Source organism: Pseudomonas sp. E315 (genome assembly GCF_055406205.1).
Genome location: NZ_JBUZPJ010000016.1, coordinates 46,517 through 70,601 on the forward strand (window position 1 = coordinate 46,517; position 24,085 = coordinate 70,601).

A 24,085-nucleotide genomic window follows, 5' to 3' on the forward strand; every position below is an offset into this window, starting at 1 on the left:
AGGAGTGACTGATGAGTTTTGCTGACCTGCCGGTTGACGGCACCCTCGATGCTACCGGCTTGAACTGCCCTGAACCGGTGATGATGTTGCATCAACATATCCGCGATCTGACGCCGGGTGGTTTATTGAAAGTCATCGCCACTGACCCGTCGACCCGTCGCGACATCCCCAAGTTTTGTGCGTTTTTGGACCATGAGCTGGTAGGGCAACTGGAAGAGGCGGGCACTTATTTGTACTGGATTCGTAAAAAACAGGATTGATTCACTGTTTGTCAGAGCCTGCAAACCTTATCGCAACCTGCGACAGCGACTACACCATAGGCGATTGCTCAGCATCTGGAGTCGTTGTCGTCAGGCTGCGATGGGCTGCACAGCAGCCCCGTATTTTGACAGAGAGCAAGTTACTGACTGCGGCGGATCTGCTTTTTAGCACTGCGCATTAAACGCACTGTCAGCATCAGTGCCGCGCAGGTCAGGCCCACGATTAACCCTTGCCATAGCCCGCTCGGGCCGTTGGCCTCACCTAACCAGTCGGTCAAGCCCAGCGTGTAACCTACCGGCAAACCAATCCCCCAGTAAGCAAACAACGTCAGGATCATGGTCACGCGTGTGTCCTGATAACCACGCAGAGCGCCTGCGGCCGTCACTTGGATCACATCCGAGAACTGATACAGCGCAGCAAACATCAGCAACATGGTTGCCACTTCGATCACCATTGGATCGGCAGTGTAGACGGTGGCAATTGGCCCGCGCAGTAACAGAATCAAGCTGGCCGAAATACACGCCCAGACCAACGCCGTGCCCATGCCTACGCCCGCAACAAAACGCGCTTCTCGCGGTTGCTGGCGGCCCAAGGCTTGACCCACACGCACTGTAATGGCCATGCCCAGCGAATACGGGATCATGAACACCAGCGAGCTGAAGTTGAGGGCAATTTGATGGCCCGCCACGACCGTGGCACCCAGGCTGCCGATCAATAGTGCAATCACGGCGAAGATGCTGGCTTCGGCGAACACCGCCACGCCAATCGGCACGCCTACACTGAGCAGGCGCTTGATGATTGCCCATTTAGGCCATTCAAAATGGCTGTATACCTTGCTCGACTGGTAGATCGTCCCGCGGTAGGTCCACACGACCATGCCCAAAGCCATGAACCACATTACGATGGCCGTCGCCCAGCCACAGCCCACGCCGCCCATAGCCGGCACGCCCAAGTGGCCGTAGATAAACACGTAGTTGATCGGGATGTTCAACGCTAACGCACAAAGGCCCAACACCATGCTCGGCCGAGTCTTGCCCAGGCCATCGCTGAAACAGCGCAGCACACAGTAAACCCCTACGGCCGGCATGCCACTGGCGATCCCGTGCAGGTAACCCATGCAAGGTGCAATCAGCTCGGGATCGACCTTCATTAAATGCAGCAGTGGCTCGGCTCCGATCAATATAAAGGCTGCACAGAGCCCGGTAATCAATGCCAACCACAGTGCTTGACGAACGATAGGGCCGATTTCGATGTGAGCGTTAGCGCCAAAGCGTTGTGCGACTTTTGGTGTGGTGGCGAGCAAGATGCCAGACATCAGCAAAAACACCGGCACCCAGATCGAATTACCCAGCGCCACAGCAGCCAGGTCGCGAGGGCCGACACGGCCAGCCATCACGGCATCAACAAAGCCCATAGCCGTGGTGGCGACTTGAGAAATGATGATGGGAAGCGCCAGCGCCAACAACGAGCGCACTTCCTGTTGCACACGTGCCGGGCGGCTGACGGGGATTGAAGGGGTGTTATGAGTCACAGAGTTCACAAGCGTGCATCCACAGGTTGTAACGCGCAAAGCCGCCGATTGTACGCTTGACTAACAGCCCGGCAAGCCCCTAGTTGTAATGGCTTTGTAAGCGCGATTGTGTACGCAAGCGATGCGTTGCTGGCCCATTGTGCTTAACAACGCCTACACTGCCAGTCCGCCAAAGGAGCCTGCCATGTTGATTGTTGCTGACGAAAATATTCCGCTGATCGAAGAGTTCTTTGCCCCATTCGGCCAGATCCGTCGCTTACCGGGTCGCCAGATCACTCGCGCGGATGTACACGACGCCGATGTGTTGCTGGTGCGCTCGGTGACTAAAGTCGATCGGGATTTGCTCGAAGGCAGCGCAGTGCGTTTTGTCGGTACATGCACCATCGGCACAGATCATTTGGCCCTCGATTACTTTCAAGAGGTGGGCATTCAGTGGTCCAGCGCACCGGGCTGTAACGCACGCGGCGTTGTCGATTATGTGCTGGGCAGTTTGTTGACCCTGGCTGAAATCGAAGGGGCGGATTTATCACAACGCACCTATGGCGTGATCGGAGCCGGCGAAGTGGGCTCACGTTTGGTCAAGGTGCTGCGCGAACTGGGCTGGAATGTGCTGGTGTGCGACCCGCCGCGCCAAGCGGTTGAAGGGGGCGATTACGTCAGTCTGGAGCAGATTATCGAGCAGTGTGATGTGCTCAGCCTGCATACACCATTGAGCAAGCTGGGGGATTTCCCGACCTGGCATTTGTTGGATCAAGCGCGGTTGAACCAGCTTAAAGAAGGCACTTGGCTGATCAACGCCAGTCGTGGCCCCGTGGTGGATAACGCCGCGTTGCGTGAAGTATTGAACAAACGCGAAGACCTGCAAGCGGTGCTTGATGTGTGGGAAGGCGAGCCGACTGTAGACGTGGAACTGGCGGATTTGTGTGTGCTGGCGACGCCGCACATTGCTGGCTACAGCCTCGATGGCAAGCAGCGTGGCACGGCGCAGGTGTATCAGGCGTTTTGCGAGTTCGTCGGTCAGCCAGAGACTGTCGCGTTGGCCGACTTGCTGCCAGCCCCCTGGCTGGCAAAGGTGGAGTTAAACGCCAGCAGTGATCCTGCGTGGTCTTTGGCGATGATTTGCCGTGGTGTCTACGATCCGCGCCGTGACGATGCTGACTTTCGTCGCAGCCTGGCAGGCACCGTCGCTGAGCAGCGACTGGCGTTCGATGCCTTACGCAAGCATTACCCCGTGCGCCGCGAAATTGAAGGCTTGGCTGTGCATATTCAGGGCGAATCGCCAGCTTTGGCCCAGTTGGTCAAGGCGTTGGGCGGGGTGTTGGTTTAAGGGTTGCACGCATAAAAAACCGGCCTCACGGGGCCGGTTCATGCAAGGCGGTCGGTATCAGTCTTTACGGGCAGGCTTGACCAAACGTTGATCCAGTTCGCGGCAGGCATCTTGAATCATGTCTTCAGTGATCGTGATTTCATTGCCGTGCTGGTCGATGAGCGCGCACCCCAGCGACTGGTGTGGCTGCGTGCGGATCACCGCTACTGTCTGAACGCTTTGTTGACTATCCATGGCCTGTCTCCTCATCAGGGTGTTTCGCTAATAATAGATCCGTTTAATGACCAAGCCGTGACACAGCTTGGCGGCGCTGCCAGTCCAACAGAAATGCCCTGAAACTTCCAGTCTCACTTTAGATCATTAGCGCCTAGGGTTTGATACACCTGGTCATATTCAAAACGAGTGAGAAAGGTTTACCCGTGTAAAGTGAGGCCCGTTGTAGGTGCGTTTGATCCCTTGCCTGACTTTTTGGATGCTCCCCTATGTTTTCTTCGCGTCAACGCCGTGCCATTCGCTTGGCCACTCATTTTGTTGCGCCTTATCGCTGGCATGCGTTGGGTGCGTTGTTGGCCTTGATTGTCACGGCAGGCATTACGCTGTCGATGGGGCAAGGCATCCGCCTGTTGGTCGACAAAGGTTTCATGACCCAATCGCCGCATTTACTCAACCAATCCATTGGCTTGTTTTTGTTGTTGGTGCTGGCGTTGTCAGTGGGCACGTTTGTGCGTTTTTATCTGGTGTCATGGATTGGCGAGCGAGTCGTGGCGGATATTCGGCGTCAGGTGTTTAACCATTTGATCGATCTGCATCCCGGTTTCTACGAGAACAACCGCAGTTCGGAAATCCAGTCACGTCTCACGGCTGATACCACCTTGTTGCAGTCCGTGATCGGCTCTTCGCTGTCGTTGTTCTTGCGCAACACTCTGATGGTGATTGGCGGCATCGTGCTGCTGTTTATCACCAACCCCAAACTCACCAGCATCGTGGTGGTGGCGCTGCCTTTGGTATTGGCTCCCATTTTGATTTTCGGTCGTCGCGTTCGCAGCTTGTCACGTGAAAGCCAAGACCGCATCGCTGACGTTGGCAGCTATGTGTCTGAAGCGCTGGGGCAGATCAAGACCGTTCAGGCGTACAACCATCAGCAACAGGATCAACAGCGTTTTGCCAGTACGGTCGAAGACGCTTTTGCCACAGCGCGCAAACGAATTGTGCAGCGCTCTTGGTTAATTACCCTGGTGATTTTGTTAGTGCTCGGCGCTGTCGGCGTGATGCTGTGGGTGGGCGGCATGGATGTGATTGCGGGGCGCATCACGGGCGGGGAGTTAGCAGCGTTTGTGTTTTATAGCCTGATCGTGGGCAGTGCGTTTGGCACCTTGAGTGAGGTGATTGGCGAGTTGCAACGCGCCGCAGGTGCGGCTGAACGGATCAGCGAGCTGCTGCAATCGACCAGCGACATCTTGCCGCCCAAAAGTGGCTTGCGTGTGTTGCCTGAACGGGTGGAGGGCAATCTGCAACTGGATGGGCTGAGTTTTTCTTACCCGTCGCGGCCTGAAAGCTACGCCGTTGAAGGTTTGAACCTGACGATCAATGCCGGTGAAACCTTGGCCTTGGTTGGGCCGTCGGGGGCAGGCAAGTCAACGTTGTTCGACTTGCTGCTGCGTTTTTACGACCCGCAACACGGGCAGATTCTGCTAGAAGGCGTGCCGATCACACAGCTTGATCCCCACGACTTGCGCCGCTGTTTCGCGCTGGTATCACAATCGCCAGCGCTTTTTTTCGGCTCCGTTGAAGACAACATTCGCTACGGCAACCCACAGGCCACCGACGCGCAAGTGGAGGCGGCAGCCAGGATTGCCCATGCGCACGATTTCATTCAGCTCATGCCTGACGGGTATAAAACCCATTTGGGGGATGGCGGTTTGGGGCTGTCAGGCGGGCAGCGCCAGCGTCTGGCAATTGCGCGAGCGTTGTTGGTGGATGCGCCGATTCTGCTGCTGGATGAAGCTACCAGTGCGTTGGATGCCCAAAGTGAGCACTTGATTCAGCAGGCCTTGCCTGGCCTTATGCAGGGCCGCACGACATTGGTCATTGCTCATCGTTTGGCCACTGTGCAAAACGCTGACCGAATTGCCGTGATGGACCAAGGCAAGCTGGTTGCGATTGGCACTCACGCACAGTTAATCGCCAGCAATGCGCTGTATGCGCGATTGGCGGCGTTGCAATTTAATGCGGTAAGGGACAGCGAAGAATCGTAAGGGTAGAGGCCATGCAGTCGCTGCCAAAGCTGCGAGGTATTGCAGTAATGGCAGCGACTATAAAAGGGGCTAGCCCTTAGCGGTATTCACACAGATAGGCTGTATCAACAGCCACTTTGAGCTGAAACTTGCTGTTGGCGGGTACATCAAACTGGCTGCCAGTGGCGAAGGTTTGCCACTGGTCGCTACCCGGCAGCTTGACGCTCAAGGCGCCAGATACCACGTGCATGATTTCACGCTGAGCGGTTCCGAATTCATATTCACCCGCAGCCATGACGCCAATGGTGGCAGAGCCTTCGGCTTGTGCGAAAGCAATCGACTTGACGGTGCCGTCGAAGTACTCGTTGACTTTAAACATGGCGATTCCTCGGAATGGGCTAAAAAGGCTGGCCAGTATGCAGAAGGCGTTTTATCCCGTCACGCGCTTTCAGGCGTCTAGTCCGAGAGAATCAGGGGTAATAATCGCGCGGTATTTCGTGCGTCTTCCAAGGCTCTGTGCTGTTGCCCGTTGAACTGCAGGCCGGCCAGTTGCAGAGCGCTGTTCAAGCCCAATGGGCGTTTTAGCTGGCGAGCCTGCGCAAACTGCTGCTTAAGGTTCGTGTGCGGCAAATGGGCCAGAGCGCTGTTGAGCTGTTTGTACTGCCACTCCTGCTCAAGTTGTTTGCGATCGTAATCGCCCCAACTGGCCCAACCTTCCAATTTGGGCAAATGCTGGCCCAGCCAGCGCTCAAACTGCTCCCATACCAACGGCATGGAGGCGGCCGTGTCGATATTGGCTTGGGTGATGCGAGTCAGTTGTCGACAAAACGGGGTCAGCAAAGGGCGCCGTTGCGGGCGAATAAAGCGCTGAAAATGGTCAACTTCTCGCCCGGAACGAGTGACCACGCTCGCCCCGATCTCGATGACTTCCATTTCCTCTAGAGGCCATCCGCCATCGTCGGTGGTGGCTTCCAAGTCAATTACCAGCCAGTGGGGCATGTGCGGCTTCCTTTAAACAGCATCGGCGTTGTGGGTGGGAGCGTAGCTAAAGCACTGGCATCCGCCTAGGCTCTTATTGTGCCGAGATATCGACTAGCGCTTGCTTGAGGGGTAATACCCGCTTAAATTGCGTGCGCACCGGAGCTCAGGTCGCATCGCGATCAATAAGTTCCGGACAGGGGCGGCGTGGTACAGGGCGCAGGCCTTCGAGTTCATGCTTGAATGCGATCTAACTGCCACTACGCTGATAGTGACACGCGTATTCAATCCTCATCAAAGGTTGACGGTTTTGAAGTTTTTGCCAATGCGGATGGCTTTTGTGGCCCTCGGCATGACCTTGCTGATGCCAGCATGGGCTGCCCAGAATGTCAGAGTCGGTGCCGCACATTTTCCGCCCTATACCGTCCAACCCGAGCGCGGGGCCGACTCTGGCCTGCTACCGCAACTGCTTGAGGCGCTCAATCAACTGCAAAATGACTATCACTTTGAAGTGGTGCCTAGCTCCATTGCGCGGCGTTTTCGTGATTTTGAGCAGGGACGCGTGGATGTGGTGCTCTTTGAAAACCCGGCCTGGGGGTGGCAGGAAATTGCTCATAGCGCTGTAGACATGGGCCTTGAAGACGCTGAAATCTTTGTGGCACAAAAGCAGCCGGGTCGCGAACAAGCCTATTTCGACGACTTGACGGGCAAACGGCTGGCGCTGTTCAGTGGCTATCACTACGCGTTTGCCGGTTTTAACCCCGAGCCAAAATTCCTGACGGATACCTTCAATGCCACCCTCACGTACTCTCACGAAAGTAACCTGCTGATGGTGTTGCGTGGGCGCGTGGATATTGCGCCAATTACCCGCTCCAACCTGACTGACTTGCTGAGCCGTAACCCGCAAGTCAGAAACAAGGTGCTGGTGTCTACGCGCATTGATCAGATTTACCACCACTACGCGTTGGTGCGCCCACAGGCTCCCATCCAAAGCCAACAATTTGCGCAAATGTTGCAAACCCTGCGGGACAACGGCCAACTTAAGGCTATCTTTGAGCCCTATAAAATTGCGGTGGTGGCCGTGAACCCTGCTGTATCGCCCTAAATTTTGCGCGGCGATTCACGTCACACAGCACATCTGTTGACGATAATCGTGAGCCCAAACCATGACTTCTACTTCTGTGTTCCCTCGCTGGCGTGATTTGAACGCTGATCAAACCGACACCCGTCTAACCCTGAGCCTCGCGGGCCAGCCGTTGGTTGACCTTGAGTGTGTTCGTGACAACGGCCTTCATCTGTCCCTGTCAAACCCACAACTGACCCCGTCAACGCAGGCGCTTTGGGCGGCCAGCTACTGGCTTTTTGCAACGGATGAGCACTGCCAACAGCTCACCTGGAACCTCAAACATCCGCCGCGCGAAGCGTTACTTGACGGGTTGTTGCTGGCTACCGAAACGCAAGGGCAGTTCAGTTGCCTGCGTTCATTGTTCTGGCAACGGGCGACGCCTTGGCTGGGTGACGCATTGAGCCCGGTTTACCCACAACAAATGACCCTCAGCGCAGGTAAGCGTCATCCGCTGCGAGCGCCCAAACCCGTGGGCGAAGTTTATCGGCGTTTTGATACGCGACTGGGTGCTTGGATCTCTTTGCGGGCATTGGACATAGACGCTGACCTTGAGCGCTTCAGTCGTTGGCAAAACGCGCCACGGGTCATGGAGTTCTGGGACGAGGGCGGGAGTTTGGAGCGTCATCGCCAGTTTCTAAAAACGCTTGAAGCCGACCCTCACACCCTGACCTTGATCGGTTGCTTCAATGATGAACCCTTCGCGTATTTCGAGGCGTACTGGGCCAAGGAAGACCGCATCGCCCCGTTTTATGACGTGGATGATTACGATCGTGGGATTCATATGTTAGTGGGTGAACAGGCGCATCGTGGACCGCACAAGGTTGCCAGCTGGTTGTCTGCACTGACGCACTACTTGTTTTTGGCAGACCCACGCACTCAGCGCATTGTTGTAGAGCCCCGTGCCGACAACGCAAAAATGATCGGCTACCTGCAATCGCAGGGTTATCACTGTGAGAAGGAGTTCGACTTCCCGCACAAGCGTGCCGCGTTGATGGTGCAAAGCCGAGAACGGTTTTTCGAGCGCTGTACGTTGGTGTAGTGACCAGCAGGAGCGAGCGTGCTCGCTTCTGCACAACCGGTGTTAGTGCGCACTATTGAGTTGTTAGCGCCGAGCAAAGGTGTCGCGTTGGGTACCTGAGACCTTGCGGCAATGAATCAACGCATCGCGAATCATAAAGTTCACCAGCGTGGGTGATACGCCCAGCTCCTTGGCGATGTCTTTTTGCTGCACGCCATGCAATCGGTACATCTCAAACGCATAACGTGTGCGCGTTGGCAGCTCGGTCAGGGCGTCGGCGATATTTTCCAGCGTCGAAAAATTGATGTGTGAGGTTTCTGGCGACGCACCCTGAATAACCACATTCAAGCCTTCCTCTTCAGTCCCGGAGTACTTTTGTTCCAGCGCCTGCTTGCGGTAATGGTCAATTGCCAGGTTGCGCACGATCTGAAACAGGTAGCTGAGCTGAGCTTTGAACGAGGAGGTGATTTGGGGGGCTGATTGCAAACGGAAAAAAGCATCCTGCACCACGTCTTCAGCCCTTGATCGACAGCCGGTGATGCGCGCTGCGATTTTGACCAGTATCAGTCGGTTGTCGACAAAGGCCTGAAGTAAGGGTGAGTCACACTTGCTTGTGGCTACTTGTTCCGTCATGGAAATCACCTGCTGCAATTGAATTCGTGAAGGCCTCTGTCTGAATGGGCCTACACAGCTGGCAACAAATTAGGACTAATGATAATGATTGTCAAATGAGATAGAGAATTAATTAGATGCCTTCAAAGATTTGAGAAACGTCTCACATCGCTTGTCATTAGCTTTAAAAAAGCTCCCCGAAGTGTGGCATTAGGCGCGAGCTTGCTCACGAAGCGCTTACCCAGAAAGCAGCGGTATTGTTGATGTTTTTGCTCAAAACCCCGCTCCTACGGCCGACTTCATTCGCTTACGTGATCAGTACATAGCCCTTGAACCGCACTAATTATTTGTCAGGGTCAACCGTTCTCAATGGACGAAGGTCAGGGATGAATGCTGGCCACAGATTGACTGGACAGGAGGGCGAGAGGGTGTGTGATCGCAAACAAGCGCTGCGTGGATGCTTAGCAACGGATGGTCGCCTGGTATGAGTGACGTCATCACGTTGCGGCTGTTTTGCCTGCCTTATTCGGGTGCCAGTGCGATGGCTTATAGCCGCTGGCGGCGTTCATTGCCTGAGTGGTTGCAGGTGCGCCCGCTCGAACTACCCGGACGCGGCATGCGCATGGACGAACCTTTGCAGAGCGATATTCGGCGATTGGCCAGCCAGTTGGCTGATGAAATCAGCGCCGAACTTGATCGCCCCTATGCGTTGTTCGGCCATAGCCTGGGCGGGTTGCTGGCGTTTGAGCTGGCCCATGCCTTGCGTGAACGTGGCCTGCCCGAGCCCCTCGCGCTGTTCGCTTCGGCCACGGCGGGCCCGGCGCGGCGCGATGTCAGCGAGTACGCGGTGGCCAAAACGGATGCGCAATTGATCGCCCGCCTGCGTGAACTCAACGGCACCCAGGAAGAGGTGCTGGCCAATGCAGAACTGATGCAGTTGATGTTGCCGATTTTGCGTGCGGACTTCCTGTTGTGCGGCAGTTTCAGTCATGACCAGCGCTCGCCCTTGCCTGTGCCCATTCATGTGTTTGGTGGCAAGCAAGACAGCGTGCGCGCCGGGCAACTGCTCGATTGGCAGATAGACACCAGCAGCGTGTTCTCTCTCGACCTGTTTGAGGGCCACCACTTCTTTTTGGTTGAGCAAGAAATCCCCCTGCTGCGCTGCGTGCGTCGCTACGCCGAAGAGCATCTGGCCCGTTGGCGTAATCAGCAGGTTCGACAATTAAGCCGGGCAGACGTGTAAAGCGTCGGCCCGGTTTCTCGTATTTCAAGCACACCGATTTTCTTTCAAGCCGACCCCAGGCAGGAAACCCCATGATGGACGCGTTCGAACTCCCCGGCACATTGGCCCAAGCCCTTCAGCAACGTGCAGCTCAGACCCCGAACCGCTTGGCTTTGCGCTTTCTCACCGAGGGCCAGGATGCCAGCCATGTGCTGACCTACCGTGACCTTGATCTGCGTGCTCGCGCCATTGCCGCCGCTTTGCAAGCCAATGCTGACGTGGGCGATCGTGCGGTTTTACTGTTCCCCAGTGGCCCGGATTACGTCGCTGCGTTCTTTGGGTGTTTGTACGCCGGGGTCATCGCAGTGCCTGCTTATCCGCCGGAGTCGGCGCGTCGTCATCATCAGGAGCGATTGCTCTCGATTTTGGCTGACGCAGAGCCACGTCTGCTTCTGACCAGCAGCCATTTGCGTGAGTCCTTGCTGGGCATGAGCGAGTTGACTGGCCCGGCGGCCCCGCCATTGCTCTGTGTCGACGAACTTGAGCCAAGCCTCGCTCAACAGTGGCAGAGCGTTGCAATGCAAGCTGACGATGTGGCGTTTTTGCAATACACCTCGGGGTCGACCGCTTTGCCCAAAGGGGTGCAGGTTACCCACGGCAACCTTGTGGCCAACGAACAGTTGATTCGCCGTGGCTTTGGGATCGACCTCAACCCCGACGACGTGATTGTCAGTTGGTTGCCGCTGTATCACGACATGGGCCTGATTGGGGGGTTGCTGCAACCGATATTCAGTGGCGTACCCTGCGTGCTCATGTCCCCGGCGTATTTTCTGACTCGCCCGTTGCGTTGGCTCGAAGCCATCAGCGAGTACGGTGGCACCATCAGCGGCGGGCCAGACTTCGCCTATCGTTTGTGCAGCGAGCGAGTGAGTGAAAGCGCTTTAGCCGGCCTGGACTTGAGTCGCTGGCGCGTGGCCTATTCGGGCTCCGAACCCATTCGTCAGGACACCCTTGAGCGCTTTGCTGAAAAATTTTCGGCGTGTGGTTTTAGCGCCAACAGTTACTTTGCGTCTTACGGTTTGGCTGAAGCCACGTTGTTTGTTGCCGGCGGCCGGCGCGGCGCTGGTATTTCAGCCTTGTGTGTGGATGAACTGGCGCTGGCTAACCATCACATTGTGGTGGGCGAGGGCAGTCCGGTAATGAGTTGTGGCACGGCTCAGCCTGAGCACGCGGTCATGATTGTCGATGCACAAAGCCTTGCGCCGTTACCGCCAAACCGTGTCGGTGAAGTCTGGGCTAGCGGGCCGAGCATTGCCCACGGTTACTGGCGCAACCCTGAGGCCAGCGCGCAGACGTTTGTCGAGCATCAAGGCTGCACGTGGTTGCGCACCGGCGACTTGGGCTTTATGCGCGAAGGTGAGGTGTACATCACGGGTCGGCTTAAAGACCTGTTGATCGTGCGAGGCCAAAATTTATACCCGCAAGACATCGAAAAAACCATCGAGCGAGACCTTGAGGTGGTGCGTAAAGGGCGGGTGGCTGCGTTTGCAGTCAATGTCAAAGGTGAGGAGGGGATTGGGATTGCCGCTGAAATCAGCCGCAGCGTGCAAAAAATCCTGCCGCCCGAAGCGCTGATCAACGCTATTCGCCAAGCCGTGGCCGACGCCCACCAGCAGGCGCCAAGCGTGGTGGTTTTGCTCAACCCCGGCGCGCTGCCCAAAACCTCAAGCGGCAAGCTGCAACGTTCAGCCTGTCGCAGCCGACTGGCTGATGGCAGCCTCGACAGTTACGCCCGGTTCCCGTCCGAGACAGCGGCTCAAGCCCCAACCGATTCGGCCCAGGGCGTCAGTGAGCTTGAGGCGTTGATTGCCTGTGTCTGGTGCGAACATTTGCAGGTTGAGCAAGTGGCTGCCGATGACCACTTTTTCTTGTTGGGCGGTAACTCGATTTTGGCCACGCAGGTCATCGCCCGTTTGCGCGAAGAATTGAAGCTCGAACTGAGCCTGCGCGTACTGTTTGAAGCCCCCACCCTGAGTGCGTTTGCCGCGCAGGTAGCCGCGTTGAAACAGGCGGGCGGCGAGGAGGTGCAAGGTCACATTACGCGTCTGAGTCGGCACGGCGAACTGCCGCAATCGTTGGCGCAAAACCGCTTGTGGTTTATGTGGCAACTGGACCGACAAAGCAGTGCTTACACCATCCCCGGCGCGTTACGTCTGCGTGGTGAACTGAATGAAGCCGCCTTGTGCAGCAGCTTTGGGCAGTTGGTTGAGCGTCATGAGGCATTGCGAACGCGCTTTTACGAACGCGAAGGTCAGGCGTTGCAGCGCGTCGATGAAGCGGCTGATTTTGACCTGCAAGTGATCGACATCAGTGACCTGCCTGCCGATGAGCGTGAAGCCCGTGCGCAGCAGATTCGTGAAGCCGAAGCACGCACCCAGTTTGATCTGGAAAACGGCCCGCTGTTTTGGGTCACACTGGTCAAGCTGGATGATGAAGAACATCAGCTGCTGCTGACCATGCACCACATCATTGCCGATGGCTGGTCACTGAACCTGTTGATTGAAGAGTTCTCGCACTTGTATGCGGCGGCGTGCCTCGGTCAACCCATAGAGCTGACGCCGCTGGAGCTGCAATACGCCGACTACGGCACTTGGCAGCGCCAATGGCTGGCGCAGGGCGAAGCTGAGCGACAACGCAATTACTGGACGCAGCAACTGGGCGACGAGCACCCTGTGCTCAACCTCGCCACTGATCACCCGCGCCCCCTGAGCGAGCAGCGCAGCGCCGCACGCTACAGCGTCAAACTGGATGCGGCGCTCAGTGCCGCTGTGCGTCAAGCCGCGCAGGCCCACGACGCCACGCCCTTTATGTGGCTGCTGGCCGCGTTTCAAACCGTGCTCTATCGCTACAGCGGCCAGCGCGATATTCGTGTGGGAGTGCCCAGCGCCAACCGACCGCGGCAGGAAACCCACGCCATGCTGGGCTTCTTTATCAATACGTTGGTGCTGCGTGCCGAGCTGGACGGGCGCTTGCCCTTTGCCGAGCTGGTGCGCCAAATCCGCCAAACCACGCTGGACGCCCAAAGCCATCAAGACCTGCCCTTCGAGCAACTGGTCGAGGCTTTCCCTCAGGCGCGCGAGCACGGTTTGTTTCAAGTCATGTTCAACCACCAACAACGCGATCTCAGCGCCTTGCGCCGTCTGCCGGGGTTGATCGCCGAGGAGCTGGAATGGCACAGCCGTGAAGCCAAGTTCGACTTGCAACTGCACAGTGAAGAAGACCGCCAAGGCCGGTTGAAGCTGTCATTTGACTACGCCGATGAGCTGTTTGAGCGCAGCACCATCACGCGTCTGGCCGAGCACTTTGTCAGCTTGCTGCAACAAGTGTGCGCAGACGCCAGCGTGGCCTTGGCGGACGTGAATGTGCTGACATCCGAGCAATCAGGTGAGCAGCAACAGTGGAGCGCAGCGCCGTGCTCCCCTGCCGAACAGTGGCTACCGAACTTGCTTGAGGCCCAAGCACAGCGCACGCCCCATCAGATCGCGCTGATGTGGGACGGCGGCAGTCTCGATTTTGCCAGCCTGCACGTTCAGGCCAACCGCTTGGCCAACTATTTACGTGATAAGGGCGTCGGCCCGGACGTGCCCGTGGCCATTGCGGCTGAGCGTTCGCCGCATCTGTTGATTGGCTTGCTGGCGATCCTCAAGGCCGGAGGCGCTTATGTGCCACTGGACCCGGACTACCCGCCAGAGCGTCTGGCGTACATGTTGCAAGACTGCGGTGCGCCCTTGTTGCTGACCCAAAGCCATTTGCTGGCTAGCCTGCCGAGCGTCGATGGCATCAGCGTGATTGCTATGGACAGCCTCAAGCTTGACCGTTGGCCGAGTCATGCGCCGGGGTTGCATCTACACGGCGACAACCTGGCTTATGTGATTTACACCTCAGGCTCCACTGGGCAGCCCAAAGGCGTTGGCAACACCCATGAGGCCCTCAGCGAACGTTTGCAGTGGATGCAAGCCACTTATGAGCTGGATGCCAGTGACGTGCTGATGCAAAAAGCGCCGATCAGTTTCGACGTGTCGGTGTGGGAGTGCTTCTGGCCGCTGATAACCGGCTGCCGCCTGATATTGGCCGGGCCGGGTGAGCATCGCGACCCGCAGCGTATTGCGCAATTGGTGCAGCAGTTTGGCGTGACCACGCTGCACTTTGTGCCGCCTCTGCTGCGCCTGTTTATTGATGAACCCCTGGCGCAGCAGTGCGCCAGTTTGCGTCGACTGTTCTCGGGCGGTGAGGCCTTGCCTGCCGAGTTGCGCAACCGGGTGTTGCAACAGTTGCCGAACGTGCAGCTGCATAACCGTTATGGCCCGACCGAGACGGCGATCAACGTAACCCATTGGCATTGCCGTCACGAAGATGGCGAGCGCTCGCCAATTGGTCGGCCGTTGGGCAATGTGCTGTGCCGCGTGCTCGACAACGATTTGAATTTGCTGCCTGCTGGCATGCCGGGTGAACTGTGCATTGGGGGCATTGGGCTGGCGCGTGGCTATGTTGATCGTCCGGGGTTAACCGCCGAGCGCTTTATCGCTGACCCGCTGGGAGCGCCGGGTGCGCGCTTGTATCGCACGGGTGATCAGGTGCGTTGGAGCGCCGATGGCGTGCTGGAATACCTCGGGCGGCTTGATCAGCAGGTCAAGTTGCGCGGTTTTCGCGTCGAGCCGCAAGAAATTGAGGCGCGCTTGCTGGCGCAGCCCCGGGTGGCACAGGCGGCGGTGCTTATTCGCGACACCGCGGCGGGGCCGCAATTGATCGGTTATTACACGGCGCCCGATAGCACGCTGGCGCAGGATGAACACAACGCACAGCTCAAAACAGCACTGGCCGCCGAGCTGCCGGAGTACATGGTGCCCGCCCAGTTACTGCGCCTTGATGCCATGCCGTTGAGCCCAAGCGGTAAGCTGGATCGTCGCGCCTTGCCCGAACCTGTGTGGCAAGTGCGTGAGCATGTTGAGCCCAACACCGAGCTTGAACAGCGTATTGCGGCGATCTGGCGAGAAGTGCTGGGGCACACGCAAATCGGCCTGCGCGATGATTTTTTTGCCTTGGGCGGGCATTCGTTGTTAGCCACGCAAATCGTTTCACGAGTACGTCAAGCCTGTGACGTTGAGCTGGCGTTGCGCACCTTGTTTGAGGCCAGCGAGCTGGGCGCATTTGCTGAGCAAGTCGCGCTGATTCAAGCAGCTGGTCAGCGCAACACTCAGCTCGCCATCAATTTAGTCGACCGCAGCCAACCCGTGCCGCTGTCGTACTCCCAGCAACGCATGTGGTTTTTGTGGCAAATGGAGCCCGACAGCCCGGCCTACAACGTCGGCGGTATGGCGCGGCTCAAAGGGATGTTGGATGTGGGGCGCTTCGAGGCGGCATTGCAAGCCTTGATCCTGCGCCACGAAACCCTGCGCACCACCTTTCCGAGCGTTAACGGAGTGGCCTGTCAGAAGGTCCATCGCGAAACCGGGCTGAACATGGCGTGGCTCGATTTGAGCGCACTTGACCCGACAGCCTGCGAGCAGCGCTTGCAAGCTTTGGCCGACCATGAAGCGCACACCCCGTTTGATTTGGAGCGCGGCCCGTTACTGCGCGCGTGCATGGTTAAGGCTGGGGAGCGCGAGCATTACTTTGTGTTGACCTTGCACCACATCGTCACCGAAGGCTGGGCGATGGATATTTTTGCCCGCGAATTGGGCGAGCTGTATGAAGCCTTTCTTGATGATCGCCTGTCACCCTTGGCCCCACTGGCGGTGCAATACCTGGACTACAGCGTGTGGCAGCGCCAGTGGTTGGAGTCGGGCGAGCGTCAGCGTCAGTTGGATTACTGGACCGCCAAATTGGGCCACGAGCACCCGCTGCTCGAATTGCCAAGTGACCGACCACGGCCTTCGGTGCAAAGCCACAAGGGCGGGTTGTACCGCTTCGACCTCAGTGACGAACTGGCCGCACGGGTTCGGGCATTTAACGCCGAGCACGGTCTGACCTTGTTTATGACCATGACCGCGACACTGGCTGTGCTGCTCTATCGCTACAGCGGCCAAACCGATCTGCGCATTGGCGCGCCTGTGGCCAATCGGATCCGCCCTGAAAGCGAAGGGCTGATTGGGGCGTTTCTGAATACCCAAGTGCTGCGCTGCGAGCTGGACGGGCAAATGCGCGTCGGCCAATTGATTGAGCAAGTGCGCCAGACCGTGATCGAAGGCCAGTCCCATCAAGACTTGCCATTCGACCATTTGGTTGAGGCGCTGCAACCCCCGCGCAGCGCCGCTTACAACCCTCTGTTTCAGGTGATGTGCAACGTGCAGCGCTGGGAGTTCCAGCAGCGTCGTCAGTTGGCGGGCATGACTGTTGAGTTTTTGGCTAATGATGCACGGGCCACCAAGTTCGACCTCAATCTGGAAGTGACCGATCTGGATCACCGACTTGGTTGCTGCCTGACCTACAGCACTGACCTGTTTGATGAGCCGCGCATCGCCAAAATGGCCGATCACTGGCGCAATTTGCTTGAGGCGCTCTTGGGCGACCCGCAACAGCGCTTAAGCGAACTGGCATTAATGAGCCCGCACGAGCAACAGGTGCTGCTTGATGGCATGGCTCCTTCGAGCGCTGAGCACAACCTTGACCTGTGCGTTCATACGTTGTTTGCCGAGCAAGCGCGTCTGCGCCCTGAGGCCATTGCCCTGACTTTTGCCGGGCAACACCTGAGTTATGCCGAACTCGACAATAGCGCCAATCGTCTGGCCTGGATGCTGCGCGAACGCGGGGTTGGCCCACAGGTGCGTGTCGGTTTGGCGCTGGAGCGCTCGCTGGAAATGGTGATCGGCTTGCTGGCGATCCTCAAGGCCGGTGGCGCTTATGTGCCACTGGACCCGGAATACCCGCTGGAACGCTTGCATTACATGATTCAGGACAGCGGTATCGGTTTGCTGTTGAGTCATAACGCGCTGTTTGACGCATTGGGCGAACTGCCCGCAGGCGTGGCGCGCTGGAGTCTTGAAGACGATGGCGCCGGGTTGGACGCTTACCCATCGAGTGAACTGCCCTTTATCAGTCTGGCGCAACATCAGGCGTACCTGATTTACACCTCAGGCTCCACTGGCCAGCCGAAGGGCGTGGTGGTGTCCCAAGGTGAAATCGCCATGCACTGCCGTGCGGTGATTGAGCGTTTTGGCATGCGCCCGGACGATTGCGAGCTGCACTTTTATTCGATCAATTTCGATGCCGCCACCGAGCGTTTACTGGTGCCGTTGTTGTGCGGTGCTCGGGTGGTTTTGCGTGCGCAAGGACAGTGGGGCGCAGAAGAAATCTGTCAGCTTATAGCCGAGCAACAGGTCAGCATTTTGGGCTTTACCCCCAGCTATGGCAGCCAGTTGGCGCAATGGCTGGCAACCCGGCAGCAGACCTTGCCCGTGCGCATGTGCATCACCGGTGGCGAAGCGCTGACGGGCGAGCATGTGCAGCGTATTCGTGAAGCTTTCAGGCCGAGTGTGTTTTTTAACGCGTATGGGCCGACCGAGACGGTGGTGATGCCGCTGGCCAGTCAGGTGCCCGAGCAGCTTGAAGCGGGCGCAGCCAGTGTGCCCATCGGGCAAGTGATTGGGGCGCGAGTGGCGTACATTCTCGACGCTGATCTGGCGTTGGTGCCGCAAGGCGCCACGGGTGAGTTGTACATCGGCGGCGCCGGTTTGGCGCAGGGCTATCACCAGCGCCCGGGCATGACCGCTGAACGCTTTGTCGCTGACCCTTTCGCATTGACGGGTGGGCGCCTTTACCGCACGGGGGACTGGGTACGGCAGCGTGCCGATGGCCTGGTTGAGTACGTGGGGCGAATTGACCATCAAGTGAAAATCCGGGGTTTTCGCATCGAGCTGGGCGAAATTGAAACCCATTTGTTGGCGCACCCGCAGGTGCGCGAGGCGGTGGTGCTGGCACTGGACATGCCGGGCGGTAAGCAATTGGCGGCGTATCTGGTGTGTGATGCCGCGCAGCAAGAGGCCGCGCAACAGGCCCTGTTGCGTGAAGCGCTCAAGGCTCAGCTCAACGCGCAACTGCCGGACTACATGGTGCCCGCGCACCTGGTCCTGCTGACCAGCATGCCACTGACCGCCAACGGTAAGCTGGATCGCCGCGCTTTGCCCGCGCCCGACCCCGAGCTTAATCGCCAACACTATGTGGCCCCCAGCACCCCTTTAGAGCAGAGCTTGGTGGGCGTTTGGTGTGAGGTGCTAAACCTCACTCAAGTGGGGCTGAACGACAACTTCTTCGAACTGGGCGGCGACTCGATTCTGTCGATTCAAGTGGTCAGCCGAGCCCGGCAGTTGGGCATTCATTTCAGCCCGCGTGACGTGTTTCAGCACCAAACGGTGCAGGCACTGGCCAGTATTGCCACGCGCACCGAACAGACCCACGCCGAGCAAGGTGTGCTCAGCGGCGAGACGCCCCTGACGCCCATTCAGCACTGGTTCTTCGAAACCGATATGCCGCACCGTGAGCACTGGAATCAATCGTTGTTGCTTGAGCCCACTCAGCAGCTTGATCCGTTGTTGCTCGAAACAGCCTTGCAGGTGTTGCTGGAACATCACGACGCCTTGCGTTTGAGTGTTGAGCAAACAGGCGGGACGTGGCGCGCGCAGTACCGCGCACCCACTGATCAAACTCTGTTATGGCACGCGACGCAATTGGACGCTCAGCAATGCACCGCGTTGTTTTCCGACGCCCAGCGCAGCCTTGACTTGCAACACGGCCCCCTGTTGCGCGCCGTGCTGGTAGATGGCCCGCACGACAAACAGCGCTTGCTGTTGGTGATTCATCACGTGGCCGTGGACGGTGTGTCCTGGCGAGTGTTGCTTGAAGATTTACAAACGGTGTATCACCAACTGGCTGCGCAACAACCCGCCAAACTGGCGAGTAAAACCAGCGCCTTGCGAGCGTGGGCGACGCGTTTACAAGCCTATGCGAGCAGCGATTCATTGCGCCAAGAACTTGGCCTGTGGCAGCAGCAACTTATTGGCCCCGACGCCGAGTTACCCTGCGATCACCCGCAGGGCGCACGGCAAAACCTGCATGGGCAAACGGTCAGTGTGAGTTTGAGCGCCGAGCACACGCGCCAACTGCTGCAACACGCGCCGAGCGCTTACCGCACGCAGGTCAATGACTTGCTGTTAACTGCGCTGGCGCGGGTGATATGCCGTTGGACGGGGCAGGCTTCGACGCTGGTTCAACTGGAAGGGCACGGTCGCGAAACGATGTTTGACGAGATCGATCTGACGCGCACTGTCGGCTGGTTCACCAGCGCTTATCCGTTGCGTTTGACCCCGTCGACCTCGAACGAGCAGGGCGCTTCAATCAAGGCCATCAAAGAGCAATTGCGCGCCGTGCCGCACAAAGGGCTGGGTTACGGCGTGTTGCGCTACCTCACTGACAGCGCCACGCGTGAGGCACTGGCATGCTTGCCGCAAGCGCCGATTACGTTCAATTACCTTGGTCAGTTTGACCAAAGCTTTGCCAGTGACGCACTGTTTCGGCCATTGGATGAGCCGGTGGGCGCGGCCCATGATCCACAGGCGCCATTGCCTAACGAGTTGAGCATCGACAGTCAGGTCTATGGCGGCGAGTTGGTGTTGCGCTGGACCTTCAGTGCCGAGCGCTACAACCCGCAAAGCATTGAAGCGTTAGCCAAGGCTTATCAGGTCGAACTGCAAAGCCTGATCGAGCATTGCGTGAGCCCCGAAGCGGGAGGCCTCACGCCGTCTGACTTCCCGTTGGCCAAGCTCACTCAAGCGCAGCTCGATGCCTTGCCTGTGGCCGCTGGGCATATTGAAGACGTGTACCCGATGACCCCGATGCAAGAGGGCATGCTGCTGCATACCCTGCTGGAGCCGGGTACGGGGCTGTATTACATGCAGGATCGTTATCGCATTAACAGCGTGCTCGACCCACAGCGTTTTGCTCAGGCTTGGCAGGCGGTGGTCGCTCGGCATGAAGCCCTGCGTGCCTCGTTCTGCTGGAACGTGGGGGAGGACATGCTGCAAATCATCCATCGCCCAGGCAGCACGGCGGTTGATTATCTGGACTGGAGCGCCGAGCCCGAAGACGGCCACGAAGAGCGCTTGCAGGCGTTGCTCAAACGCGAGCGTGAAGCGGGGTTTGATTTGTTGAGCCAAGCTCCGTTCCACCTGCGCCTGATTCGTCTGGGCCAAGCGCGTTACTGGTTCATGATGAGCAACCACCACATCCTGATTGACGCTTGGTGTCGCTCGCTGCTGATGAGCGATTTTTTCGAAATTTACAGCGCGCTGGGCGAGAGCCGCAGCCCGCAACTGAGCACGCCGCCGCGCTATCGCGATTACATCGGTTGGCTGCAACAGCAAAACTTGCAACAGGCCAACGACTGGTGGCAGCGCAACCTGCAAGGTTTTGAACACACCACGTATATCCCCAGTGACCGACCGTTTTTGCGCGAGCATGCAGGCCAAAGTGGTGGCATGTTGGTGGGGGATTGCTACACCCGACTTGAGGCGTGCGATGGCGTGCGGCTGCGTGAACTGGCGCAACAGCACAAGCTGACCATCAACACCTTTGCGCAAGCGGCGTGGGCGTTGGTGCTGCGCCGGTTTAGCGGGGAGCGCGACGTGTTGTTTGGCGTGACTGTGGCGGGGCGTCCGGTCGAGTTGCCGCAGATGCAACGTACCGTTGGGCTGTTTATCAACAGCGTGGCGTTGCGTGTGCGCATGCCGGATGACGGTCAGGCCCTGAGTGTGCGCCAGTGGCTGAGCGATTTGCTTGAACGCAACATGGAACTGCGTGAGTACGAATACTTGCCGTTGGTGGCGATTCAAGAACGCAGCGAACTGCCCAAAGGCCAACCGCTGTTTGACAGCTTGTTTGTGTTTGAAAACGCGCCAGTGGACATGTCGGTACTTGATCGTGCGCAAAGCCTGAATGCCACCTCGGACTCGGGGCGTACTCACACCAACTTCCCGTTAACGGCTGTGTGTTATCCCGGCGATGACCTTGGTTTGCACCTGTCTTATGACCAGCGCTTCTTTGAGCACAGCAGTGTGGAACGCCTGCTGAGTGAGTTTAAACGCTTGTTGTTGGCCTTGATGGACGGCCTCAATGGCGACATGGCCGAGCTGCCATTGTTGGGTGCCGGCGAGCAACAATTTTTGATTGAGGGCTGTAATCAGAGCCAGCGTGAATACCCGCTGCAACACAGCTACGCCGAGCTGTTTGAGGCGCAGGTTGTGGCGCATCCGCAACGCATTGCCGCCAGTTGCCTGGATCAGCGCTGGACCTACAACGAACTGAATATGCGCAGCAACCGTTTGGGCCATGCGCTGATAGAGGCGGGTGTTGGGTTGGATCAACCCGTGGCGGTGTTGGCGGAACGCGGGCTGGACTTACTGGGCATGATCATCGGCAGTTTCAAAGCCGGGGCAGGTTACTTGCCGCTGGACCCGACGCTGCCAGGTTCGCGTCTTAATCGCATTATTGAACTGAGTCGCACGCCGTTGTTGGTGTGTACCCAAGCGTGCCATGAACAGGCACAAGCCTTGCTCGATGAATGTGGCTGCGCGACGCGCCCCCGCTTGCTGGTCTGGGAGCAGGTTCAAGCGGCTGCGCTGGCTGAGCACAACCTGCAGGTCTACAGCCAGCCCAATAACCTGGCGTATGTGATTTACACCTCAGGCTCCACCGGCCTGCCCAAAGGGGTGATGGTCGAGCAGCAGGGCATGCTCAATAACCAATTGAGCAAGGTGCCGTATTTGCAGTTGAGCGAGGCGGATGTCATCGCACAGACGGCCTCCCAGAGCTTTGATATTTCAGTGTGGCAATTTCTTGCCGCTACGCTGTTTGGCGCTCGGGTCGACATTGTGCCCAACCTCGTCGCCCATGATCCGAGCGCGCTGCTGGCGCATGTCAACGCACAAGGCATCACGGTGCTCGAAAGCGTGCCGTCGCTGATCCAGGGCATGCTGGCGCAAGAGCGCATTCACCTGCACGGTTTGCGCTGGATGCTGCCAACAGGCGAGGCAATGCCTCCCGAACTGGCTCAACAATGGTTGCTGCGTTACCCCGAAGTGGGTTTGGTCAATGCCTATGGCCCGGCTGAATGTTCAGATGACGTGGCGTTCTTTCGCGTCGATCAAGCCTCAACCCAAGGCAGCTATTTGCCGATTGGTACGCCGACTGACAACAACCGTTTATACCTGCTCGATGGCGCGTTACAACTCGTGCCGCTGGGTGCCGTCGGTGAGCTGTGTGTGGCCGGCACGGGCGTTGGACGCGGCTATGTCAGTGACCCGCTGCGCACGGCCACAGCGTTTGTGCCTAGCCCTTTTGGTACTGCGGGCGAACGTTTATATCGCACCGGGGATTTGGCGCGCCGCCGTATGGATGGCGTGTTGGAGTACGTGGGCCGTATCGACCATCAGGTCAAAATCCGTGGTTATCGCATTGAGCTGGGTGAAATCGAAGCGCGACTTCACGAGCAACCGGCCTTACGCGACGCAGCCGTCAGCGTGCAAGAAGGCCCCAACGGGAAGTATCTGGTGGGTTATGGGGTGGCTGTGCAATCAGCCCTCAACTTGAGCGAGCAGTTGGACCAGATCAAACAGCGGCTGCGTGCGCAACTGCCCGAATACATGGTGCCGTTGCATTGGCTGTGGCTTGAACAACTGCCGCTCAATGCCAACGGCAAACTGGATCGCAAAGCGCTGCCTGAGGTCGCAATTGGCCAACTACAGCGCAACGGCTACCTAGCGCCGCGCACCGAGCTGGAACACACCTTGGCCGATATTTGGGCGCAGGTGCTCAACGTTGAGCAGGTGGGCATTAGGGATAACTTCTTTGAGCTGGGCGGACACTCGCTGCTGGCCACCCAAATCGCCTCACGGGTGCAGAAGGTTTTGCAGCGCAACGTACCGCTGCGGGCAATGTTCGAATGCAGTTGTGTTGAAGAACTGGCGCTGTACATCGAGGGGTTGCAAAGCAGCGAAATCAACGAGGAAAAAGTCGATCGGTTGAGTGATCTGATGGCAGAGTTAGAGGGCTTATAAACGAATGCCGCCGTGGCTGGAGTGTCACGGCGGCATCAGGTTATTCGTCTGATTTGATGAGATAGACATTGTCGAGATAGGACGGGCCCATAAGGCCATCGGCATCACCGGAAAGGGCGATGGCTATGTATAAAGAACGAACCCCTTGCGGGATATCAAACTTGCTCTCAAAGGTCTTTGTTCTTGAACCAATGACTCCAACTCCTTGGCTTACGATGACAGCACCATTGAGTTCTAGTGTTTGATAGAGACACGTCCAAGCCACTACAGGCCGTAGTTCTGGATCTAGAGATGCGTTGTCTGGGGCAATGCAACTTAGACCAAATGTATAGTGTCCTGGCCCGACGTCAGCGGAGTTGAAGATGCTATGGCCATTTTCAATGTACGCCCCGACTTTGGCGTGCCAGCTACCGGCGTACTGCACGACATCCACTTGGCCCATGTTTATTTTCCAGGGCGCTAATACTCCTGTTTCGAAATCGCCATTTGGGACGAAGTTAGGGTTCGCCTGTTTTGTTTTTTTGCCCGTCGACGATGGTGTTTGTTTCACAGAGGTGTTCCTCAATTAATGCGAATCAAGGTGCGCGATGTGTCACAACCACTATGAAATTGTTCAATGTGTGTCGCTACTGATAGAAATACCAGTAGCGACGAGTGGGTAAGTGTTGTC

Annotated in this window: 13 protein-coding genes; 7 read left to right on the top strand and 6 right to left on the bottom strand. The window is 57.7% G+C overall.

Annotated elements, in window-relative coordinates; genetic code table 11:
- Window positions 1-11: 11 nt before the first annotated feature.
- Window positions 12-260, top strand: a complete 249-nt coding sequence (gene tusA / locus ACZRJQ_RS19225; protein ID WP_463979911.1) for a sulfurtransferase TusA — start codon at window positions 12-14, stop codon at window positions 258-260.
- A 140-nt stretch (window positions 261-400) separates the two neighbouring features.
- Here tusA and ACZRJQ_RS19230 read toward each other — a convergent pair whose 3' ends face one another.
- Window positions 401-1,801: an MATE family efflux transporter gene (locus tag ACZRJQ_RS19230; RefSeq protein ID WP_463979912.1), complete on the bottom strand. Its 1,401-nt coding sequence runs from the start codon at window positions 1,799-1,801 to the stop codon at window positions 401-403.
- A 175-nt stretch (window positions 1,802-1,976) separates the two neighbouring features.
- Here ACZRJQ_RS19230 and pdxB point away from each other — a divergent pair, with 175 nt between their 5' ends.
- The gene (pdxB, locus tag ACZRJQ_RS19235) at window positions 1,977-3,119 is read left to right on the top strand and encodes a 4-phosphoerythronate dehydrogenase PdxB (protein ID WP_463979913.1); all 1,143 of its coding nucleotides are present in this window, start codon (window positions 1,977-1,979) and stop codon (window positions 3,117-3,119) included.
- Window positions 3,120-3,176: 57 nt separating this feature from the next.
- Here the strand turns inward: pdxB and ACZRJQ_RS19240 are convergent, their stop codons facing one another.
- Window positions 3,177-3,353 (bottom strand): PA1571 family protein, encoded by a 177-nt coding sequence (locus ACZRJQ_RS19240; RefSeq protein ID WP_463979914.1) that lies wholly within the window; start codon window positions 3,351-3,353, stop codon window positions 3,177-3,179.
- Between the two features lie 248 nt (window positions 3,354-3,601).
- Between ACZRJQ_RS19240 and ACZRJQ_RS19245 the strand changes: the two genes are divergently transcribed.
- Entirely contained in the window at window positions 3,602-5,374 is a 1,773-nt protein-coding gene (locus ACZRJQ_RS19245; RefSeq protein WP_463979915.1) for an ABC transporter transmembrane domain-containing protein, read from the top strand.
- A 76-nt stretch (window positions 5,375-5,450) separates the two neighbouring features.
- Here ACZRJQ_RS19245 and ppnP read toward each other — a convergent pair whose 3' ends face one another.
- Both ppnP and ACZRJQ_RS19255 read right to left on the bottom strand, forming a co-directional pair.
- Complete coding sequence (ppnP, locus tag ACZRJQ_RS19250; RefSeq protein WP_463979916.1) at window positions 5,451-5,732, bottom strand: pyrimidine/purine nucleoside phosphorylase; 282 nt, start codon at window positions 5,730-5,732, stop codon at window positions 5,451-5,453.
- Window positions 5,733-5,809: 77 nt separating this feature from the next.
- Window positions 5,810-6,352 carry a 3'-5' exonuclease gene (locus ACZRJQ_RS19255; protein ID WP_463979917.1) on the bottom strand — a complete coding sequence of 181 codons (543 nt, stop codon included), beginning with the start codon at window positions 6,350-6,352 and terminating at the stop codon, window positions 5,810-5,812.
- 304 nt (window positions 6,353-6,656) lie between these two features.
- Here ACZRJQ_RS19255 and ACZRJQ_RS19260 point away from each other — a divergent pair, with 304 nt between their 5' ends.
- Together ACZRJQ_RS19260 and ACZRJQ_RS19265 are read left to right on the top strand one after the other, a co-directional pair.
- Window positions 6,657-7,436, top strand: coding sequence for a substrate-binding periplasmic protein (locus ACZRJQ_RS19260; protein ID WP_463979968.1), 780 nt, complete (start codon window positions 6,657-6,659; stop codon window positions 7,434-7,436).
- 61 nt (window positions 7,437-7,497) lie between these two features.
- On the top strand, window positions 7,498-8,496 hold the full coding sequence (locus tag ACZRJQ_RS19265; RefSeq protein WP_463979918.1) for a GNAT family N-acetyltransferase: 999 nt from the start codon (window positions 7,498-7,500) through the stop codon (window positions 8,494-8,496).
- A gap of 63 nt (window positions 8,497-8,559) precedes the next feature.
- Here the strand turns inward: ACZRJQ_RS19265 and ACZRJQ_RS19270 are convergent, their stop codons facing one another.
- Window positions 8,560-9,108, bottom strand: coding sequence for an RNA polymerase factor sigma-70 (locus tag ACZRJQ_RS19270; RefSeq protein ID WP_463979919.1), 549 nt, complete (start codon window positions 9,106-9,108; stop codon window positions 8,560-8,562).
- A 463-nt stretch (window positions 9,109-9,571) separates the two neighbouring features.
- Here ACZRJQ_RS19270 and ACZRJQ_RS19275 point away from each other — a divergent pair, with 463 nt between their 5' ends.
- Window positions 9,572-10,330: a thioesterase II family protein gene (locus tag ACZRJQ_RS19275; protein ID WP_463979920.1), complete on the top strand. Its 759-nt coding sequence runs from the start codon at window positions 9,572-9,574 to the stop codon at window positions 10,328-10,330.
- A 71-nt stretch (window positions 10,331-10,401) separates the two neighbouring features.
- Window positions 10,402-23,415 (top strand): non-ribosomal peptide synthetase, encoded by a 13,014-nt coding sequence (locus ACZRJQ_RS19280; protein WP_463979921.1) that lies wholly within the window; start codon window positions 10,402-10,404, stop codon window positions 23,413-23,415.
- Between the two features lie 40 nt (window positions 23,416-23,455).
- Here the strand turns inward: ACZRJQ_RS19280 and ACZRJQ_RS19285 are convergent, their stop codons facing one another.
- The gene (locus ACZRJQ_RS19285; RefSeq protein WP_463979922.1) at window positions 23,456-23,965 is read right to left on the bottom strand and encodes a hypothetical protein; all 510 of its coding nucleotides are present in this window, start codon (window positions 23,963-23,965) and stop codon (window positions 23,456-23,458) included.
- Between the last annotated feature and the right edge of the window lie 120 nt (window positions 23,966-24,085).

Excerpts from the sequence above, each read along its gene's own strand:
- tusA (WP_463979911.1), top strand. The coding sequence starts at position 12 with ATGAGTTTTGCTGACCTGCCGGTTGACGGCACCCTCGATGCTACCGGC.
- pdxB (WP_463979913.1), top strand. The coding sequence starts at position 1,977 with ATGTTGATTGTTGCTGACGAAAATATTCCGCTGATCGAAGAGTTCTTT.
- ACZRJQ_RS19240 (WP_463979914.1), bottom strand. The coding sequence starts at position 3,353 with ATGGATAGTCAACAAAGCGTTCAGACAGTAGCGGTGATCCGCACGCAG.
- ACZRJQ_RS19245 (WP_463979915.1), top strand. The coding sequence starts at position 3,602 with ATGTTTTCTTCGCGTCAACGCCGTGCCATTCGCTTGGCCACTCATTTT.
- ppnP (WP_463979916.1), bottom strand. The coding sequence starts at position 5,732 with ATGTTTAAAGTCAACGAGTACTTCGACGGCACCGTCAAGTCGATTGCT.
- ACZRJQ_RS19255 (WP_463979917.1), bottom strand. The coding sequence starts at position 6,352 with ATGCCCCACTGGCTGGTAATTGACTTGGAAGCCACCACCGACGATGGC.
- ACZRJQ_RS19260 (WP_463979968.1), top strand. The coding sequence starts at position 6,657 with ATGCGGATGGCTTTTGTGGCCCTCGGCATGACCTTGCTGATGCCAGCA.
- ACZRJQ_RS19265 (WP_463979918.1), top strand. The coding sequence starts at position 7,498 with ATGACTTCTACTTCTGTGTTCCCTCGCTGGCGTGATTTGAACGCTGAT.
- ACZRJQ_RS19270 (WP_463979919.1), bottom strand. The coding sequence starts at position 9,108 with ATGACGGAACAAGTAGCCACAAGCAAGTGTGACTCACCCTTACTTCAG.
- ACZRJQ_RS19275 (WP_463979920.1), top strand. The coding sequence starts at position 9,572 with ATGAGTGACGTCATCACGTTGCGGCTGTTTTGCCTGCCTTATTCGGGT.
- ACZRJQ_RS19280 (WP_463979921.1), top strand. The coding sequence starts at position 10,402 with ATGATGGACGCGTTCGAACTCCCCGGCACATTGGCCCAAGCCCTTCAG.